We start from the raw sequence: 18,745 nt of genomic DNA on the forward strand, positions 1-18,745 counted from the left end.
CGCGTAGCGGCCTCGAAGGACTCTTCCAGGGATCGCTTGGGTGGCTGGAGCGCTCCTTCGAGGCCCTTTGCTCAAGCAAAGGGCACCTCAGGATGAGGTGGTCTGGTGGGATGATGTATTTTCGCAAGTGAATCGGACGAACCATCTAATCGAACGACGCTGAAAGTGCTGACATAACTCCCGCCCCCCTCTAAAGAAGTCGCCCGCGTGATCCAGTCCCGCCTCGACACCGCCCTCCCCCTCGGCCGGTCCGCCGACGACTTCAACGAGCGCTACTCCCGCGCCCTCGTCATCGTGCTCCTGGGCTATGCCATCCTGGGCAAGACCTTCGCCTATCTGGGCATCCCGCCGCTCTTCGTCGGCGAGATGGCCCTGGCCGGAGGGCTCATCGCGCTGCTGCGGTCCGGATGCTGGCTCGCCATCCTGGCGACGCCGGCGAGCCGGATGCTCATCGTCCTGATGGGCTGGGTCGTCTACCGGACCGTGCCGTATGTGGGTCCCTACGGGATGGACGCCCCCCGCGACAGCGTGCTGGCCCTCTATGGCCTGTTCGCCCTGATCGTCGTCGCCCTGCTGCTGGAGGAGCCCGGCCGGTTCTGGCGGGCCATCGACACCTATGGCCGGTTCGCGCGGTTCTATGCCCTGGCCGGCGGCATCGTGTACGGCCTGAGTTCGGCGTTCCTGAAGATCCCGGGCACCGAGATCCAGATCCCCAGCGTCCGGGCCGGCGAGGCCGCCAGCCACCTCGCGGCCATCGCCGTCTTCGTCATGCTCGGGCTCGGCCGCTTCTCGCGACTCTGGATCGCGGTGCTGATGGCGAGCATGATCATCGTCACGTCGAGCCGCGGCGCCATGCTGACCTGCCTCGTGCCGGTGGTGGTCGCGGCCATCGCCGGGCGCCGGCTGCGGCAGTTCCTACCCATCGTCCTGGTCTTTTTCGTCGCCGCGGTCATCGCGACAGTGTTCGATCTCAGCATCCAGCTCCCCGGCAACGAGCGGGCGACGGGACCCAAGCAGCTCGTCGAGGGCCTGAAGAGCGTGGTCGGCGTCAGCGAGGCCTCGAATTTCGAGGCGACGAAGGAGTTCCGCCTGCGTTGGTGGGCGACGATCCAGGATTACACCCTGCGCGGGCCGTTTTTCTGGACGGGCAAGGGCTTTGGCGTGAACATCGCCCTCGAGGACGGCTACAAGCAATGGGTGACGGCGGACGCGGTGCTGCGCAGCCCCCACAACGTGAACATGACCTATCTGGCGCGCTCGGGCGTCCCCGGTCTCGTGCTGTGGCTCGGCGTGCTGGCGACCTGGTTCGCGATGCTGTTCCACAGCCTGCTCTGGGCCCGCCGGCGCGGGGAGGAGCACTGGGCCAAGCTGTTCATCTGGATCGCCTGCTACGCGCTGGGCATGTTCGTGGACGCGTGTTTCGACGTGGCGCTCGAAGGACCGATGCTGGGCATCTGGTTCTGGTGCGTCTTCGGCTTCGGCATCGGCGCCAGCATGATCTACCGTTCCCCCCTCGGGCGCAACGTCCAGTAGAATATCGCCGACCGCGCAATTCGAGACGTTCCTGCACCGTCGATGGTCGTCGCCGTGCTGCGATCATCGACAGTCTTCGATAGACATCGATCTAAGTAGTCATACCACGGCATACATTCCGGCAAGATCTCGTCGATCCAGGGTGTGCGGGGCCGCGTTGCAGGCGCGCCCCCACCGCGGCACGTCGAGGTTTCGATCCGCGAGTAAGAGCGCCGCAAGGGGCGAATCTATCCGAAACGGATGCTTTGCCGGACTCCGGCGACATCGAGCTACACCGATTTCGACGGCACGAATGCCATGAATTAGAGTTCCCGTTTTTGCTTGTGACGCTCGATATTGTCGTGTTAGCTGACCGCAGCGAAATTCAGTATTTGAAGGACGCCGAGACATCAGTAGATTTATTAACATAGAATAATAACGTCGCGCATACAAAGTCGTCTCGCCCGATACGGACGATTATTTCGGACTTGCTGAACTGCGAGTGAGTTTTGCTTCTTCGGCGCAAGGACGATCCTGCCAATCGAGCGGCGGCCCGATCGGTCGCTATCGGCAGAATGTTGCCAATGTCAGCGATTTACCAAATGCAATTTGGAGTAAGTCAGATGTCACTCAGTGTCACAGCCGCCTCCGAGCCTCTCAAATCCGATTTCATTCCCAGCCTCATCGGCAGACCGGACGGTCGAATGCCTTCTCTTGCAAGCATACCCGCCATCATTATCGGGCCGCGCGGCCTTGAGCGCGACGGGCTCGTCGGAATATTAAATCAAAACGGTTATTCGATCCTCGACTCCATCGACGACATCTCCGACATGAGCCCCGGACACTTGCCGGCCCTGGTCATCCTCACGGAGTTCGGCCAGGAGCAGATGGAGGCGGCGCTGGTCCCGGTTGTGCAATCCCACTTTCCCCAGGCCCGGATCGTCGCTTTGACGGCCGAGACCGATCCGGCGGTGCCCCGCTATCTGCTCCAGATGGGCATCCAGGCCTGCCTCAACCGGAGCGCGCAGCCGATCGCGCTGATCCGGTCGCTGAACGTGGTGATGGGCGGCAACATCGTGATCTCCATCGATGCCGCGTCTCACCTGACCGGCGGGGCGTACGGCTTCCCGAAACCGTCACTCGCCACGCTCCCGAAGACCGCCGACGCGTCCCCCGCGACGGTCTCGGATCTCTCCAACCGCGAGATCGAGGTTCTGGCCTGCCTGGCCACCGGGCATTCGAACAAGTCCATCGCCCGGGAATTGCGGATCTCCGAGGCGACCGTGAAGATCCACGTGAAGAACGTGCTGAGAAAGATCAACGTCAGTAACCGGACGCAGGCCGCGGTCTGGGTCTCGAAGCACGGAACGCCCAAGGTCGGCGCCCGGCGCAACGGGCGGACCGCGTGATCCGAATCGGCGGCGTGCCCGATGACGGCACGCCGCCTACTCTCCGGCCACATGCAGGACGATGTCGCGCCGATGCGGCCGGTCGCGATGCTCGATGAGATAGATGCCCTGCCAGGTGCCGAGGACGAGCCGCCCGTCGGTGACGGGGATCGTGAGCCCCGAATCGGTCAGGAGGGTGCGGATATGCGCCGGCATGTCGTCGGGGCCTTCCGCCGAATGGATGTACCCGCCACCGGGGAGGCGCGGGGCGAGACCGTCCAGCGCCGTCATCAGGTCGCTCCGCACGTCCGGGTCGGCATTCTCCTGGATCGTCAGGGAGGCCGAGGTGTGCCGGCAGAACAGGGTGAGCAGGCCCTGCCCGATGCCGCTGCGCCGCAGGAAATCGGCCACGGACGCGGTGATATCCGTGAATCCCTGGCCCGGCGTCGAGACGGTGACGCGGGCGCTCGCCTGGCGCCGGATCTCGCCCTCCTGAAAGCCTTCGATCCCGCCGATCCTGCCCGAACCTCTCATGGTGTCTCTCCCTCGATGATGGCGCCCGGCGCGATCTCGCGCTCGCCGCGGGCCAGGATGGTCTCCAGGGCCTCGATCCGGTCGGCCTCGGCGGCGGGCTTGTCCCAGCGGATGCGGTGGACGCGGGGGAAGCGCATGGCGACGCCGGATTTGTGCCGGGTGGAGCGCTGCACCCCCTCGAAGGCGATCTCCAGCACCAGCCCCTCGTCGATGCCGTAGGCCACCTCGCGCACCGGGCCGAAGCGCTTCGTCGTGTTGTTGCGGACGTAGCGGTCGAGCTTGGCCAGTTCCGCATCGGTGAAGCCGTGATAGGCCTTGCCCACCGGCACCAGTTCGCGGCCGCCCTCCGGCCGCTCGCGCCAGACCCCAAAGGTGTAGTCCGAATAGAAGGACGAGCGCTTCCCGTGCCCGCGCTGGGCATACATCATCACCGCGTCCACGAGATGCGGCTCGCGCTTCCACTTCCACCACGGACCCTTGGGGCGGCCGGGGAGATAGGGGCTGTCGCGCAGCTTCAGCATCACCCCCTCGATGGCGTCGGCATCCTCGCCCGCCCCCACCGAGGCCGGATCGGCACGGGCCTCGGCGAGATCGTCCCAGGTGGCGAAAGTCACGAGCGGCGAGAGGTCGATGCGGGCGTGATCCAGAGCGGCGACGAAGCCCTCCAGCCGGGCGCGGCGGGTCGCGAAGGGCAGCTGGCGCAAATCCTCGCCCTCCGCCGTGAGGAGGTCGTAGGCCCGCACATGGGCCGGAAATTCCTCCAGCAGCTTGGGCGTCACCGCCTTCCGGTTGAGGCGCTGCTGCAGGACGTTGAAGCTCTGAACCCGGCTCTCCCGCAGGATCAGCAACTCCCCGTCGATGGTGCCCGTGAAGGTGATCGCATCGGCGAGATCGGGGAAGGCATGCGTGATGTCCTCGCCGGTGCGCGAATAGACCCGCGCCACCTGCTGCCCGGCCTCGTCACGGCCGCCCGAGAGCTGGACGCGGATGCCGTCCCATTTCCACTCGCCCGAGAAGGCGGCCGGGTCGAGTTTCGCGAAGTCCGTTTCCTCGTCGATGGGGTGGGAGAGCATCGGCGGGCGGAACGGGGCGGGGTTGAGGGTGGTGGGGCGCTCCCCCCTCCCCTCAACCCAGGCGAACAGGCCGAGATACGGCGGCTCGAGCCCGTGCCAGACCTCCTCCACCGCATCGGCCTCGTGGCCGCCGAGCGCCCCCACGGCCGTCTTGGCGAGGCGCGCCGAGACGCCGACGCGGAGCGCCCCGGTGATGAGCTTCAACAGCGCCCAGCGCCCGGTTTCGTCCAGCGCATCGAGCCAGCCGGCGATATGGGCCGGCAGGTCGGATTTCTTCGTGGTGCGCAGCGTGTCCACCACCTCGGCGAGGGTGGGGATGTGCGGTGGCGGGTTGTTGTGGCCGGGGCCGGCCACTGCGTCCCCTCCCCCCTCTGCGGGGGAGGGTGGCCCTCGCGTCAGCGAGGGTCGGGAGAGGGGAGCGCCATCTCCGGAGAGGTCGTCCCCTCTCCCGCCTGCTCCGCAGGCACCCTCCCCCGCAGAGGGGGGAGGGTTTTGAGACGGCCAGATCAGCGCCGTGGTCTCAGCGAGATCGCCGACATAGTTATGCGAGAGCGCGAACAGCACCGGGTCGACCCGCGCCTCCACCAGGCCTCGGATCATCGCCGGCTTGGCCTCGCGGAAGCTGAGGTTGCCGGTCATGGCGGCGAGCGCCCAGCCCCGCTCCGGATCGGGGGCATGGGCGAAGTAATCCTGCAGCAGGCGCAGCTTGGCGTTGCGGCGCGGCTCGTAGGCGAGGCGGTCGAGGAGATGGGCAAAATCGTTCACGCGGCGGCCTCCTCGGCCGGCGCGGTGGTTTCGCCCTCGCCGTCATCGCCATAGCCCAGCATGTGCAGCGGCTTGGCCTTGATCCCTTGTGTCCCGCACCAATGCACCAGGGCGTCCTCCTGCCCGTGGGTGACCCAGACCTCCCCCGCCCCGGTCTCCCGGATGGTGCGGCAGAGGTCGGGCCAGTCGGAATGGTCGGAGATGACGAGGGGGAGTTCGGCGCCCTTCTGCCGGGCCCGCGCCCGCACCCGCATCCAGCCCGAGGCGAAGGAGGTGACGGGATCGGGGAATTTGCGCGACCACACGTCCTGGATCGCCGAGGGCGGGCAGAGCACGATGGCGCCGTGGAGTTTTCCGCGCTCCGTCGCGACGACCTTCGGCGTCTCCCCGAGCGGGATGCCCTCGCGCTTGTAGAGTTCGGTCAACTTCTCCATGGCGCCGTGGAGATAGATCGGTTCGTCGTAGCCGGCCTCCCGCAGCAGGGCCATCACCCGCTGCGCCTTGCCGAGCGCGTAGGCGCCGACGATATGGGCGCGCTCGGGGAACAGGGCGACGGAATCGAGGAGCTTACGCACCTCGCCCGCCGTGTCCGGCATCCGGAAGACCGGCAGGCCGAAGGTCGCCTCGGTGATGAAGACATCGCAGGGCACCACCTCGAAGGGCAGGCAGGTCGGGTCGTAGGCGCGCTTGTAATCGCCCGACACCACCACCCGGACGCCCTGCGCTTGAATCGCGATCTGGGCCGAGCCGAGGACGTGGCCGGCGGGCGCGAAGCGCACGGTGACGTCGCCGATGCGGATCTCCTCGCCGAGCACCGCCTCCTGGCGCGTCTCGCAAAAATCCTCGCCGTAGCGGACGGCCATGATCCGCAGGGTCTGGCCCGTGGCCAGCACCTTGCCGTGGCCGGACCGGGCATGGTCGGCATGGCCGTGGGTGATGAGCGCACGCGGCACCGGCCAAGTCGGGTCCACGTGGAATCCACCCAGCGGACAATACAGGCCCTCGCGGGTCAGGGTCAGGAGGTCGCTCGCACTCAGGCTCATGCGGGGGGCCGAACTGAGAGGGGCCGAACATGGGGATGGCGGATCATGCGACGTGATATAGGGCGCTCGCATGAACCCGCGAGCGCAGACGTCACTTCAGAACAGTTCGGGCGACCTTCTCGCCGACCGGCGCTACGCCTATGCCGAGGCCTGCCTCGTGGAGGGCGACGCGCAGGGGGCGGCCGAGATGGCCGAGCAGGCCCTGGAGATCGCGCCGCGTTACGCCGCCGCCTGGTTCCTCCTCGGGAGGGCGCGGGAGGCCCGCCACCTCGCCACGGCGGATCCCGGCGACCACCACGCCGCCCTCAGGGCCTATGGCAACGCCCTCGATCTCGATCCGCACGACGAACTCGGTGCCCGGCTGCGCCTCGTCCAGATCGGCCAGGGCGACGCCCTCGGCTCGATCTCGCCGGCCTATATCCGCGCCCTGTTCGACGGCTACGCCCCGCGTTTCGAGCGCCACCTCGTGAACGACCTGCATTATCGCGGGCCGGAACTCCTGGTGCAGGCTCTCGATGCCCTGGAAGCGGCGCCGGAGAGCTTCGGCGACGTGCTCGACCTCGGCTGCGGCACCGGCCTGATGGGCGAGGCGCTGGCCGGCCGGACCCGGACCCTCACGGGGATCGACGTCTCGCCCGGCATGCTCGCGGAGGCGGCCCGGCGCAAGCGCTACCACCGTCTGGTGGAGGGGGATCTCACCCGCCTTCTCGCGGACGAGCCCTCGGACAGTGCCGACCTCGTCGTGGCGGCGGACGTCTTCATCTATGTGGGCGGCCTCACGAGGGTGATGGCGGACGCAGCGCGCATCCTGCGGCCCACGGGCCTCGTGGCCTTCACGGTGCAGGGGCATCCCGAAGGCGGCCTCGTCCTCGGGGCCGACGCCCGCTACGCCCATGGCGACCGCTACCTCCGGCAGGTGGCGGACGAGGCCGGTTTCGACCTCGCGAGCCTCGAACCGGCGGCGATCCGCCGCGAGCGCGGGATCGACGTCGTGGGACGGGTGGCGGTGCTGCGTCCCAGAACCCGCGGCACCCCGAAGGCCTGAGCGAGGGCCGCGTTGGCATGCCAATACGAGCCTTCCCGAGGCTTAGGCGCCGTAATCCCGATTGTGCACGATTGGGTTGAACCGAACCCCCTCGTCATGTGTTGCACGGCACGGCACTCCCCGAGCTCTGCCCTCCGGGCGGACGCCAGCGGTTCCTCCGCGGCGCCCGATCGGTAAGGTCGGGCCTCGATCCGTCCGATCCGTTCTTCCGAAGGAGCCTGTGCAGACGCATGGCCGACAAGACCGATAAGTCGTTTCCCGCCAGCCCGACGACGCGCATCCCCTTCGCTCTCGCCCTCTCGGCGCTGGCCGGCTGCGCCGATTCCATCGGCTTCCTCGAATTCTCACAACTCTTCATGTCGTTCATGAGCGGCAACACCACCCGCTTCGGCGTCTCGGTGAGCAAGTTCGATTGGGAGAGCACGGCGCGGGTCAGCTCGGTCATCGTCATGTTCTGCTTCGGCGCCTTCGCGGGCACGCTGATCGCGGCCTGGGTCGGGCGCTGGCGGCTCTCGGTGATGCTGCTGCTCCAGGCCGTGCTCCTCGCCATCGGCCTCGTCATGCCCTACGGCACCTTCTCCTGGCCGCTGCACGTCTATCCCATCGTCATCGCGCTCGGCCTCCAGAACGCCACGCTGCAGGACGAGGCCGGGCGCAGCCTCGCCCTCACCTACGTCACGGGCGCGGTGGTGCGCTTCGGGACCGGGCTCGCCAATCTTCTGCTGGGCAAGGTCGCGCCCTCGTTCTGGATCCAGGCTCCGCTCTGGGGAGCCCTGAGCACCGGCGCGGTGATCGGCGGCTTCCTCCAGACCCATTACGGCGAGGATGCCTTCCTATTCCCGGCGGCCCTCGCGGCACTCCTCGCCCTGGTCGCCATCGCCCTCACGGTCCTGAAGCCCGGCAGCGCCTATGTGACTGGCGCCGAAGAATACCATCCGCCGGACGCAAGGGGACCGGTGAAGTAACTCAATCGCCCCCGCCGTCGCTGCGCAGGCGCTTGGTGGCGCCGCGGCGGGACTTCTCGTCGAGGCGGCGCTTCTTCGAGGCGAGGGTCGGGCGCGTGGCCCGGCGCGGCGTCGGCGGCACCGCCGCCTCGGCGACGAGGGCGGCGAGGCGCTCGCGCGCATCGGCCCGGTTGCGGTCCTGCGTCCGGAACTGCTGGGCCATGATGACGATGATGCCGTCCAGCGTCAGCCGCCGCCCGGCGAGGCGCATCAGGCGCACCGCCACGGCGTCGGGCAGGGAGTGCGAGCGCCGCGCATCGAAGCGGAGCTGCACCGCCGTGGAGAGCTTGTTGACGTTCTGCCCTCCCGGCCCCGAGGCGCGCACGAAGGTCTCTTCGAGTTCCGCCTCGTCGATGGCGAGATGCGGGGTGCATTGCAGGGCCATCGCCACCATCTTCCTCGTATGCCGGAGCCGTTCAGGCGGCCTCGGACGGCGCCTTCGCCTTCACCGCGAGGGCGTGGAGCCCGCGCTTGAACGCCTCGTCGAGAACGCCGTTCACGATGCGGTGGCGATCGACCCGGCTCTTCCCTTCGAAGGCGGCCGAGACGATCTCCACCCGGAAATGCGTCTCCCCCTCGGGCCGCGCGCCCGAATGGCCCGCATGGAGGTGGGATTCGTCCACCACCGCCAGGGCCTGCGGCGCCAGTTGCGCGTCGAGCGCTCCGGTGATCCAATCCTTGAGCGTGCCGGCCATCGTGTCCTCGCCTTTCCGTCGCTTCGTTCCCGTCCCGTAGGCGCCTGGAGGCTTCGGGATCGTCAACCCCCGATCTCCGCATGCGTCATCAGGCCCGCCGCCCTTGTGTCTCGGACACGCCTTCTCATAATCGCCCCACCATGGATCTCAACTCGCGCCTGTTCGACAGCATCCGCATCAAGCGAAAGCCCACCTGCGACGAGGCCAAGGCCGCATCCCAGACGGGCTGCGAGACCCCCGGCTGCACCAATGCCGGGCTCTACCGCGCTCCCAAGGGCCGCAAGGCGGAAGGCCAGTACTGGCGTTTCTGCATCGACCACGTGCGCGCCTACAACGCCACCTACAACTACTTCGACGGCATGAACGACGCCGCCGTCCAGGCCTACCAGAAGGACGCCGTGATCGGTCACCGCCCGACCTGGGCCATGGGCGTGAACCCGGCGACGCGGGCGGCCGGGGCGAAACCGGGCGAGCCGAAGCGCGACTGGGCCTATGTCGACCCCCTCGACATCCTGCGCAGCGAAGGCGTCGGCGAGACCTCGCGCCGGGCCAAGCCCGAGCCGAGCCGGCCGCGCCTCACGGTGGCGGCCCTCAAGGCCCTCGACGTGCTGGGCCTCGACGAGAACGCCGACACCGCCGCCATCAAGGCGCAGTACAAGGTGCTGGTGAAGCGTTTCCACCCCGACGCCAATGGCGGCGACCGCTCGTTCGAGGAGCGCCTGCGCGACATCATCCGTGCCCACGACACCCTGCGCGCCGCCGGCCTGTGCTGAGTCGGATCCCGGAACGCGGCACGAACGATGCAGCGTTTTTCGAAATCTCGTGCGGCGTGAGGCGGCAATCCGCGCGGGAGGCCCTATATCGAGTTCTCGCACCCCTTGGCGTCCGCCGACGCAGCCCCTTACAAGGTGGCATTCCACGTCCTGCCCCGCGCGGGAACCGGCAATGCCCACCGTGATAGATCCCGCGAGCCCGGTCCATGCCGGAGCCCGCCCCGACGAGGTCCCGTATGCTCTCTGACGACACCCCCGCCTCGCTGCCCGACCGGACCGTCTCCGTCCGCGAGGCCTTCGGCATCGATCTCGACCTCATGGTGCCGGCCTTCTCGCAGAGCGAGGAGCACGTTCCCGATCTCGACCCGGATTACATCTTCGACCGCGAGACCACCCTGGCGATCCTGGCGGGCTTCGCCCGCAACCGCCGCGTCATGGTCACCGGCTATCACGGCACCGGCAAGTCGACCCATATCGAGCAGGTCGCCGCCCGCCTGAACTGGCCCTGCATCCGGATCAACCTCGACAGCCACGTCTCCCGCATCGACCTCGTCGGCAAGGACGCGATCGTACTAAAGGACGGCAAGCAGATCACCGCCTTCCAGGACGGCATCCTGCCCTGGGCGCTGCAGAACAACGTGGCGCTGGTCTTCGACGAGTACGATGCCGGCCGCCCGGACGTGATGTTCGTGATCCAGCGCGTCCTCGAAGTCTCCGGCCGCCTGACGCTCCTCGACCAGAAGCGGGTGATCCGGCCCCACCCGGCGTTCCGGCTGTTCGCCACCGCCAACACGGTGGGGCTGGGCGACACGTCCGGCCTCTATCACGGCACCCAGCAGATCAACCAGGGCCAGATGGACCGCTGGTCCATCGTGACGACGCTGAACTACCTCGCCCATGACCGCGAGGTGGACATCGTCCTGTCGAAGGCGCTGCATTACCAGCGCGACGGCGGCCGCGACATCGTCAGCCGCATGGTCCGCGTCGCCGACCTGACCCGCAACGCCTTCATGAACGGCGACCTCTCCACCGTCATGAGCCCGCGCACGGTGATCACCTGGGCCGAGAACGCCGACATCTTCCAGGATATCGGCTTCGCCTTCCGGGTGACCTTCCTCAACAAGTGCGACGAGCTCGAACGCACCCTGGTGGCGGAATTCTACCAGCGCGCCTTCGGCAAGGAACTGCCCGAGAGCGCGATGAACGTGGCGCTGAGCTGAGGAACGACGCGGAGGACGCGATGGGCGAACCGGCTCTGAAGGGCGAACCGACCGAAGGCGCGGCCTCCCGCTCGAGCCGGACGCGCTACGAGGACGACCTCTACACCTGGGTTCAGGAGCAGGTCGCCCTGCTCCGGGCCGGGCGGGTCGATGCACTCGACGTCGAACACATCGCCGAGGAGTTGGAGGGGTTGTCGAAGAGCGAGTTCGCCAAGCTCCAGAGCGCCCTGCGCGTCCTCGTGATGCACATGCTGACATGGGACCAGCAACCGGAGCATCGTACGGCGAGCTGGATCTTCTCGATCCGTGAGCAGCGGCGGCGTTATTCGCGGATCCTGGCGAGCAACCCCGGTCTCAAGCCCCGCATCGACGAGGCCTTGAGCAATGCCTACCCGGATGCGCGCGACTGGGCCGCCGACGAGACCCATCTGCCGCCGGATGAGTTTCCAGCGGAATGCCCTTACGGCTGGGACGACATCCTGGACCGCCCCTTCGATTTCGACTCGGTGAAGAAGTAGCGATCGTGGCCATCTCGAACCGCAAAGCCGGCGAACGCCGGGAGCCCATCGCCGAACCGCTGAAGCGCTCGGTGGCCGGATGCCTGCGCGCCATCGCCAAGCGCTCCGAGATCGAGGTGGTCTATGCCAGCGACCGGCCGGCGCTCACTGGCGACAAGGCGCGCCTGCCCGAACCGCCGCGCAAGCTGACGCCGGAGGATGTGGCGATCCTGCGCGGCAACGCCGATTCGATGGCCCTGCGCCTCGGCTGCCACGACGTGGCCGTCCATCGCCGCCTCGCCCCCGAGAATGCCGGCGCGCGCGCCGTGTTCGATGCCGTGGAGCAGGCCCGCGTGGAGGCCATCGGCTCGCGCCGCATGGCCGGCGTCGCCTCGAACCTCACGGCCATGTTGGAGGACCGCTACCATCGCGGCGGCAAGTACGAGGACATCACCGACCGGGCCGATGCCCCGATGGAGGATGCCGTCGCCCTGATGGTGCGCGAGCGCCTGACCGGGGAAGCCCCGCCCAAGGCCGCTCGCAAGATCGTCGAGTTGTGGCGCTCCCATATCGAGGAGAAGGCCGGTCCCAGCCTCGATGGCCTCATCGGCAATCTCGAGAACCAGCGCTCCTTCGCCCGCTCCGTGCGCGAATTGCTGTCCTCCCTCGACATGGCGGACGAGACGCCGCTCGACCCCGAGGACGACGACAACGAGGACGAGAACGAAGGGCAGGACGACGAGCAGACCCCGAGCGAGGGCGAAGCCGAGGAGCAGTCCCAGGGCGACAAGTCCGAGATGGAGACCTCCGAGGAAGCCTCCGACGAGTTGCAGGACGGCGCGACGGAAGCCGCCGACGCGCCCTCGGGCGAGCTGCCGGACGAGTCCGAGAACGCCGAATCCGAGGAGGCCTCCGAGGCCAAGCGTCCGCCCAACAACCGGCCCGTCGAGCCGCGCGGCCCCGAATACAAGGTGTTCAATCCCCGCTTCGACGAGATGATCGACGCCGAGGATCTGTGCGACGCCGACGAGCTCGCGCGCCTGCGCACCTATCTCGACAAGCAGCTCGCCCATCTCCAGGGCGTCGTCGGCCGCCTCGCCAACCGCCTGCAGCGCCGGCTCCTGGCCCAGCAGAACCGCGCCTGGGAATTCGACCTCGAAGAGGGCCAGCTCGATCCCGCCCGCCTCGTGCGGGTGATGACCGACCCGTTCCAGCCGCTCTCGTTCAAGCGCGAGAAGGACACCAATTTTCGCGACACCGTCGTCACGCTGCTGCTCGACAATTCCGGCTCCATGCGCGGCCGGCCGATCACGGTGGCGGCCACCTGCGCCGACATCCTGGCGCGGACCCTGGAGCGCTGCGGCGTGAAGGTGGAGATCCTGGGCTTCACCACCCGCGCCTGGAAGGGCGGCCAGTCGCGCGAGGCGTGGCTGGCGGCGGGCAAGCCCAACGCGCCGGGCCGCCTCAACGACCTGCGCCACATCGTCTACAAGTCGGCGGATGCGCCGTGGCGCCGGGCGCGAAAAAACCTCGGGCTGATGATGCGCGAGGGGCTGCTCAAGGAGAATATCGACGGCGAGGCCCTCGACTGGGCGCACAAGCGCCTCCTCGCCCGGCCCGAACAGCGCAAGATCCTGATGGTGATCTCGGACGGCGCGCCGGTCGACGATTCGACCCTCTCGGTCAATCCGGGCAACTATCTGGAACGCCACCTGCGCTGGATGATCGAGGACATCGAGACCCGCTCCCCGGTGGAACTCCTGGCCATCGGCATCGGCCACGACGTGACCCGCTACTACCGCCGCGCGGTCACCATCATCGACGCCGAGGAGCTCGGCGGCGCGATGACGGAGAAGCTGGCGGAATTGTTCGAGGAGGATGCGGGCGGTGCCGTGCCCGTGCGCAGGGCTGCGGGCGGGCGGCGTTAGGCGTCAGGCTCCGACGGCCGGGGTATGTGTCATACGGGCTTCGGTTCATCACGTCGGGCCCGGTGGAGGCGTCAGGCTTCCTCTCCTTCCAAGCTACCGCATTGACACATTTCGCGTGCTACGCGGCCCTCCTCCCCCTCGTGGGGAGGAGTTGGAGGTGGGGGTAATTGGGCGACCCTCAGCTTACGAAGGCTGGCGGAGCCACCCCCACTCCTAACCTCTCCCCACAAGGGGGAGAGGAACGCGCCATGCCTGCAAAGCAGAATTATGAATCTTGTAGTCTTCCAGAAGAGAGGATCCGCGTTCGCCAGAACCCGAATAGATCATCCGTGAACGGCATCGTGGACTAAAATTCAACCAAGGATATTTAAAATTACGAACGCCTCGAACTGCTGTAGAACAGCTTCCTACGGCTAGCCTATCGTGGCGGCGGCACAGGACGGAAAGCAGCTCGCATTGGCCGCTCCCTTCGACTTTGAAGATGAACCAAGTACAGCAATTGGTACTGTTGGCGCTCTTACCCAGCCTGGATACAGCGATGTCGTTGACCTAGATTTTTGGCTCGGCCAGAAGCCGGATATTTGGTCAGCCGACAGCGCTAAATCAGCAAGTAGCCTAACGAGACACGTTCACAACGATCTCCGGCGGGCGGATCGCCAACACCTCAACACAAAGGTCATAGCCTGCGATCAGGTAGTGGATAATCTGCAGCCCACCAAGAGCCGAAGTGCTTTGAGAAAATTCGTCCAGATAGGTGCTTGTGCCGATCTGGTAGATTGACCCGACAGCAACTTGCTCTTCGGAACGCACGATCCAGTAATTGGCAATCGCCGTATGGTCGTTCGCACGAAAACTAAGCACATCGTGGAACGTCAGGAGCAACTGGCTTGCCTCACGCTCTAGCATGACTTGCAATGGCCAGTCGTGCAGATGAGCGAACCGAATATCCACGATGCTCCACAAGGGCGTGGCTGGTGCTGGCATTCTCATTGCGTCGTCGAGAAGCTTGAATCCACTGACCATATGTGAACCCATTTCATAACCCATCCGCTTTCCAACCATCCTAAACGTCGAGGATGGATAGCATCCGCTGGAGTGTCACCCATTACGCCAGCAACCGCTCCTCCAACCGCCCCAGCATCCGCCCGAACACGGCCGGATCGTCGAGGGCGCGGGCGAGGACCAGGCCGCCTTGGATCGTCAGGACGGCCTCCTCGGCGAGGGAATCCGCCTCGGCGGCCGGGCGTCCGGCGCGGAGGAGGGCCTGAGCCAGGGCCTCGCGCCAATCCCGGAAGTAGCCGCCGATCCGGTCCGCGAACCCGTCTCGCCCCTCGGTGAGCGCGAAGGCGCCCACGAGGCAAATTCTCCGGCCGGAGCGGAAATAGGCGTCCGTCTCCGACAGCATGAGCCGGATCGCCGCCCGCGGATCGGGATCGTCGCGCAGCGGCGCGTAGACCTTCTCCTCGAACCACGCGCCGATGGTGTCGAGGACGGCCTCAGCCATCTCGGCCTTGCCGCCGGGAAAGGCGTGATAGAGGCTGCCCTTGCCCAGCCCTGTGCGGGCGCCGATGAGGGCGAGGCTCGCACCCTCGTAGCCGTGTTCGCGAAACACCTCGGCGATGGCGGGCAGCGCGTCCTCCCACGCCCCCGGCTTTCTCGTCATGTGGCGATCAGAGCCCCAGTTCGGTGAGGCCCGGATGATCGTCGGGGCGGGGCGCGGCGCGGTCCCAGTGGAACTTGCGCTCCGATTTGGAGATGGCGAGGTCGTTGATGCTGGCATGCCGCAGCCGCATCAGGCCCTGGGCGTCGAACTCCCAGTTCTCGTTGCCGTAGGCCCGGAACCAGTCGCCGGCCGCGTCGTGGAACTCGTAGGCGAAGCGCACGGCGATCCGGTCCTCGGTGAAGGCCCAGATCTCCTTGATGAGCCGGTATTCGTGCTCCTTCGCCCATTTGCGGGTGAGGAACGCGACGATGGCCGGACGGCCCGAGAAGAATTCCGACCGGTTCCGCCAGCGGCTGTCCGCCGTGTAGGCCAGCGAGACTTTCTCCGGGTTGCAACCGTTCCAGCCGTTCTCGGCGGCGCGGACCTTCTGGATCGCGGTCTCGCGGGTGAAGGGGGGCAGCGGCGGGCGGGATTCGGACATGGGCTCGGGCTCCTGCGTTTGTCTGTACCGATCGGTACAAAGACGCGCCGCGCCGGTCAAGGCGTCGGACGGTTCAGCTGTGTCCGAGGATCGCGAGCCAGGCCACGGTGGTGGCCACCGCGAGCAGCGTCGAGAGCATGACGGCGGCGGCGATCAAACCCGTCTCGGCCTTGTAGCGGACGGCCAGCAGGTAGGAGTTGATACCCACGGGCATCGCCGCGAAGAGGGTGGCGACCCCGGCATAGGCGGGAGGCATGGTGAAGACGTGGAAGGCCAGCACCCAGACCGCAAGCGGATGCAGGACGAGTTTCAGGGTCGTTACCACCATGGCGCCGGGCAGGTCGTGCAGCACCCGGTAGCGCACGAGGCCGGCGCCGAGCGCGATCAGCGCGCAGGTGGAGGCGGTGCCGGCCAGCGCATCCACCAGCGACTTGACCATGCCGCCGGGTGCGAGCCCGAAGCTTCTCAGGACGAGACCGAGCATCAGCGACAGGAAGATCGGGTTGCGGAAGAGGACGAGGCCGAGCCCCTTCACCCGCTGGAGGACCGATCGCTGTCCATCCGATTCGATGAGGAAGGTGGCGCAGCCCATCATCAGCGGCAGGTGGACGGCGAGCAGCATGAAGAGCGGGAAGGCGCCCGCGTCGCCATAGGCCTGCAGGATCATCGGGACGCCGATGAAGATGGTGTTCGACTGGCTCGCCGCGAACCCGTGCAGGATCGCCCCCGTCCGCCCGACGCCCTCGCGGCGCAGGCCGATCAGCGAGCCGACGAGCCAGGACAGGCCGGCGCCGCCGAAATAGCTCAGCCAGTACGACCAGGTGACCTCGCCGGTGAGACCCGGCCGCGTCAGCGTGGCGATGATGAGCGCCGGCACCGCGATGGCGAAGACGTATTCGGAGAGGCCGTCGCTGACCTTTTCCGACAGGAATCCGGCGAGCGCCGCGACCCAGCCGATGAGGATCAGCCCGAAGATCGGGGCGATGAGCGACAGCACGGTCATCGGAGAGAGCCGGAAAGCGGAGAAGGTGGAATCAACGCGAACGGCCGCCGCATGCACAAAGCATGCGGCGGCCGTTCGAAATCAGAATGAGACGTCGAGCGTGATCGAAGCGGGCTCTCGCCGGCGCTCCGATATCGCAGGCTCAGGCGGCGGCCGGGGTCTCGACTTCGGCGAGCTTCTTGTGGAGTTCGCGCTTGATCAGACGGGCCGTCTGCGACAGCTCGATCTCGCGGGCCTTGATGAGGAAGGCATCGAGGCCGCCGCGGTGCTCCACCGAGCGCAGGGCATGGGCCGTGACGCGCAGGCGCACCCGACGCTTCAGGGCGTCCGACTGCAGCGTGACCTGGCACAGGTTCGGCAGGAACCGGCACTTGGTCTTACGGTTCGAGTGGCTCACGAGGTGGCCGGTCTGCACGGCTTTGCCCGTGAGTTCGCAACGGCGCGACATTGTTCTACTTCCCGTCTCGTTCCGCGTCAGACCGGGCGTTGGCGGAAGGCCGGTCGCAATGCGCCACGGGCCTCACGCACGCCAGAACCGATCGAGCGGCGTCTCATTGAAGGCGCGAGCCTATAGGGGAGCGGCAGGGTATCCGTCAAGGGCGACGCTGAGTTTTGCCCATGGGAAAAGCCGGGCTTCAAGGCCGGCGCCGCGGCATTCATACGATGTGTTAACCACGAGCGGAGACGATGGCGGAACGATGCCGCCCGGTCCCTTCCGCCGCACGGCGCCACGCCCTGGAACCTCAGAGCCTCAAGCCATGCGTGCCACGCGCCTCCTTCGCGCCAGCCTCCTCGCCACCCTCGGGGTGATTCCCGCCTCCGAGGGATTCGCGCGGCCGAAAGCCACCGCCGCCGCCCCGGCGACCGTCACCGTCGATTACGGCATCGCTCTGGCCGGCATTCCCATCGGCACCGCCCAGGTGTCGGGCCGGTTCGAGAGCGCGCGCTACCGCATGGACGTCTCGGCAAGGCTCACCGGCCTCGTGGGCGCCGTGACCGGGGGCATGGGCTCGGCCCGTGCCAGCGGCCTCATCGCGGAGGGGCCGCAGCCGAGCGCCTTTGCCATCTCCACCAAGACCTCGAATTCCGGCATCGCCGTGCGGATGGCGCTGGCGCGCGGCAACGTCACCCAATCGGAGGTGACGCCGCCGCTGATCGACATGGGCGACCGCGTGCCGGTGACCCCGGCCAACAAGCGCGGCATCGTCGATCCGGCCAGCGCCCTGATGATGCCGGCGGTGAGCCGCGGCGAGCTCACCGACCAGGCCAATTGCAACCGCACCATCCCGGTCTTCGACGGCGCAACGCGCTTCAACGTGGTGCTCAGCTACGGCGAGACGCGCACCGTCGAGAAGCCCGGCTATTCCGGCCCCGTCCTCGTCTGCAACGCCCGCTATCAGGCCATCGCCGGGCACCGCCCCGACCGGCCGGGCGTGAAGTTCATGGAGGACAACCGCGACATGTCGGTGTGGCTCGCCCCCGTGGAAGGCACCCGCGTACTGCTGCCGGTGCGCATCGCCGTGCGCACGACGCTGGGCACCAACATCATCGAGGCGACCCGGTGGAACCGGGGCGGAGCCCAGACCGTGACCGCCCAAGCCGCAGGGCAGGCCTCGAGCCAGGTGGCGCAGGCGACGCTGGTCGATCAATAGACGCGGCTCCGGCCGGGCGGGAATCGTCTGCGGCCGCCTGGCGCATTCCTCCCGGACCCGGAACCACCCGATGAAGCGCCGCCTCTTCCCTCATCGCGGCCTCGGTACGCTCGCGGCGATTCTGATCGGCGCGTCGGGATGGCCCGACCCCGCCCATGCCGGCGGGCTGAGCACGGACATCTCGCCCTGCGGGGGCGACGCCTATTCCTCGGCCGAGGTGATCGAGGGCAAGCCGCCCCGGCGCGGCCCCCTCGTCGCCATGCCCGACACGCTCTGCGCCGATCTCGCACCGCAGCGGCCGGAGGACCCGGTGGAGATCTACGTCGATCCTTATGGGTACCGGGGCGGTGGCTATCGGGGCGGCGGCGCCCCATATGGCGGAGAGACGCAACGTGGGGTCCGGCCGCCCGGACGGCCCCTGCGCAGCGACGACTGACCCAAGCGGCCTTCTTCGACGGGCCGCCGCAAG

The 18,745-nt window shown here is 67.5% G+C and carries 20 protein-coding genes; 10 read left to right on the plus strand and 10 right to left on the minus strand.

What is annotated here, in order from left to right:
• The first annotated feature begins 207 nt into the window (after nucleotides 1-207).
• The gene (locus ASF26_RS02100) at nucleotides 208-1,533 is read left to right on the plus strand and encodes an O-antigen ligase family protein (RefSeq protein WP_056248830.1); all 1,326 of its coding nucleotides are present in this window, start codon (nucleotides 208-210) and stop codon (nucleotides 1,531-1,533) included.
• A 683-nt stretch (nucleotides 1,534-2,216) separates the two neighbouring features.
• On the plus strand, nucleotides 2,217-2,921 hold the full coding sequence (locus tag ASF26_RS22440; protein ID WP_162240212.1) for a response regulator transcription factor: 705 nt from the start codon (nucleotides 2,217-2,219) through the stop codon (nucleotides 2,919-2,921).
• 36 nt (nucleotides 2,922-2,957) lie between these two features.
• Here the strand turns inward: ASF26_RS22440 and ASF26_RS02110 are convergent, their stop codons facing one another.
• The 3 genes from ASF26_RS02110 to ASF26_RS02120 are packed head-to-tail and all read right to left on the minus strand — an operon-like array spanning nucleotide 2,958 to nucleotide 6,315.
• Nucleotides 2,958-3,434, minus strand: coding sequence for a secondary thiamine-phosphate synthase enzyme YjbQ (locus tag ASF26_RS02110; protein WP_056248836.1), 477 nt, complete (start codon nucleotides 3,432-3,434; stop codon nucleotides 2,958-2,960).
• Complete coding sequence (locus tag ASF26_RS02115; RefSeq protein WP_056248838.1) at nucleotides 3,431-5,272, minus strand: cisplatin damage response ATP-dependent DNA ligase; 1,842 nt, start codon at nucleotides 5,270-5,272, stop codon at nucleotides 3,431-3,433. The genes ASF26_RS02110 and ASF26_RS02115 overlap by 4 nt, the downstream gene beginning before the upstream one ends.
• Nucleotides 5,269-6,315, minus strand: a complete 1,047-nt coding sequence (locus ASF26_RS02120; protein WP_056248842.1) for a ligase-associated DNA damage response exonuclease — start codon at nucleotides 6,313-6,315, stop codon at nucleotides 5,269-5,271. The genes ASF26_RS02115 and ASF26_RS02120 overlap by 4 nt, the downstream gene beginning before the upstream one ends.
• Nucleotides 6,316-6,385: 70 nt before the next feature.
• On the opposite strand from ASF26_RS02120, the gene ASF26_RS02125 reads away from it, so the two are divergent.
• Complete coding sequence (locus tag ASF26_RS02125) at nucleotides 6,386-7,360, plus strand: methyltransferase domain-containing protein (protein WP_056248846.1); 975 nt, start codon at nucleotides 6,386-6,388, stop codon at nucleotides 7,358-7,360.
• Nucleotides 7,361-7,590: 230 nt separating this feature from the next.
• Nucleotides 7,591-8,325 carry a YoaK family protein gene (locus ASF26_RS02130; protein WP_056248849.1) on the plus strand — a complete coding sequence of 245 codons (735 nt, stop codon included), beginning with the start codon at nucleotides 7,591-7,593 and terminating at the stop codon, nucleotides 8,323-8,325.
• Nucleotide 8,326: 1 nt separating this feature from the next.
• On the opposite strand, the gene arfB is transcribed toward ASF26_RS02130, so the two are convergent.
• A complete protein-coding gene (gene arfB / locus ASF26_RS02135) occupies nucleotides 8,327-8,749 on the minus strand; it encodes an alternative ribosome rescue aminoacyl-tRNA hydrolase ArfB (protein WP_200925870.1) in 423 nt (140 codons plus the stop codon).
• Between the two features lie 31 nt (nucleotides 8,750-8,780).
• Nucleotides 8,781-9,059, minus strand: a complete 279-nt coding sequence (locus tag ASF26_RS02140) for a BolA family protein (RefSeq protein ID WP_018046101.1) — start codon at nucleotides 9,057-9,059, stop codon at nucleotides 8,781-8,783.
• 140 nt (nucleotides 9,060-9,199) lie between these two features.
• On the opposite strand from ASF26_RS02140, the gene ASF26_RS02145 reads away from it, so the two are divergent.
• The 4 genes from ASF26_RS02145 to cobT all read left to right on the plus strand — a co-directional run bounded on the left by ASF26_RS02145 (nucleotide 9,200) and on the right by cobT (nucleotide 13,477).
• Nucleotides 9,200-9,832: a DnaJ domain-containing protein gene (locus ASF26_RS02145; RefSeq protein ID WP_056248854.1), complete on the plus strand. Its 633-nt coding sequence runs from the start codon at nucleotides 9,200-9,202 to the stop codon at nucleotides 9,830-9,832.
• A 236-nt stretch (nucleotides 9,833-10,068) separates the two neighbouring features.
• Entirely contained in the window at nucleotides 10,069-11,052 is a 984-nt protein-coding gene (gene cobS, locus ASF26_RS02150; protein WP_056248858.1) for a cobaltochelatase subunit CobS, read from the plus strand.
• A 20-nt stretch (nucleotides 11,053-11,072) separates the two neighbouring features.
• Complete coding sequence (locus tag ASF26_RS02155; RefSeq protein WP_056248862.1) at nucleotides 11,073-11,570, plus strand: DUF29 domain-containing protein; 498 nt, start codon at nucleotides 11,073-11,075, stop codon at nucleotides 11,568-11,570.
• A gap of 5 nt (nucleotides 11,571-11,575) precedes the next feature.
• Nucleotides 11,576-13,477: a cobaltochelatase subunit CobT gene (gene cobT, locus ASF26_RS02160; protein WP_056248865.1), complete on the plus strand. Its 1,902-nt coding sequence runs from the start codon at nucleotides 11,576-11,578 to the stop codon at nucleotides 13,475-13,477.
• Between the two features lie 615 nt (nucleotides 13,478-14,092).
• On the opposite strand, the gene ASF26_RS02165 is transcribed toward cobT, so the two are convergent.
• The 5 genes from ASF26_RS02165 to rpmB all read right to left on the minus strand — a co-directional run bounded on the left by ASF26_RS02165 (nucleotide 14,093) and on the right by rpmB (nucleotide 17,072).
• Nucleotides 14,093-14,524 (minus strand): hypothetical protein, encoded by a 432-nt coding sequence (locus tag ASF26_RS02165; protein ID WP_156462833.1) that lies wholly within the window; start codon nucleotides 14,522-14,524, stop codon nucleotides 14,093-14,095.
• A gap of 58 nt (nucleotides 14,525-14,582) precedes the next feature.
• Nucleotides 14,583-15,140 carry a TetR/AcrR family transcriptional regulator gene (locus tag ASF26_RS02170; RefSeq protein WP_056248875.1) on the minus strand — a complete coding sequence of 186 codons (558 nt, stop codon included), beginning with the start codon at nucleotides 15,138-15,140 and terminating at the stop codon, nucleotides 14,583-14,585.
• Nucleotides 15,141-15,147: 7 nt separating this feature from the next.
• Nucleotides 15,148-15,621 (minus strand): nuclear transport factor 2 family protein, encoded by a 474-nt coding sequence (locus ASF26_RS02175; RefSeq protein ID WP_056248878.1) that lies wholly within the window; start codon nucleotides 15,619-15,621, stop codon nucleotides 15,148-15,150.
• A gap of 73 nt (nucleotides 15,622-15,694) precedes the next feature.
• Entirely contained in the window at nucleotides 15,695-16,624 is a 930-nt protein-coding gene (locus tag ASF26_RS02180; RefSeq protein ID WP_056249770.1) for an AEC family transporter, read from the minus strand.
• Between the two features lie 142 nt (nucleotides 16,625-16,766).
• Nucleotides 16,767-17,072 carry a 50S ribosomal protein L28 gene (gene rpmB / locus ASF26_RS02185; protein ID WP_018046086.1) on the minus strand — a complete coding sequence of 102 codons (306 nt, stop codon included), beginning with the start codon at nucleotides 17,070-17,072 and terminating at the stop codon, nucleotides 16,767-16,769.
• 310 nt (nucleotides 17,073-17,382) lie between these two features.
• Between rpmB and ASF26_RS02190 the strand changes: the two genes are divergently transcribed.
• A complete protein-coding gene (locus ASF26_RS02190) occupies nucleotides 17,383-18,276 on the plus strand; it encodes a DUF3108 domain-containing protein (protein WP_056248881.1) in 894 nt (297 codons plus the stop codon).
• Between the two features lie 70 nt (nucleotides 18,277-18,346).
• Nucleotides 18,347-18,712 carry a hypothetical protein gene (locus tag ASF26_RS02195; RefSeq protein ID WP_056248884.1) on the plus strand — a complete coding sequence of 122 codons (366 nt, stop codon included), beginning with the start codon at nucleotides 18,347-18,349 and terminating at the stop codon, nucleotides 18,710-18,712.
• Nucleotides 18,713-18,745: the final 33 nt, after the last annotated feature.

This window comes from Methylobacterium sp. Leaf93, from assembly GCF_001422345.1.
In the GTDB taxonomy this organism is placed as follows: Bacteria; Pseudomonadota; Alphaproteobacteria; order Rhizobiales; family Beijerinckiaceae; genus Methylobacterium; species Methylobacterium bullatum.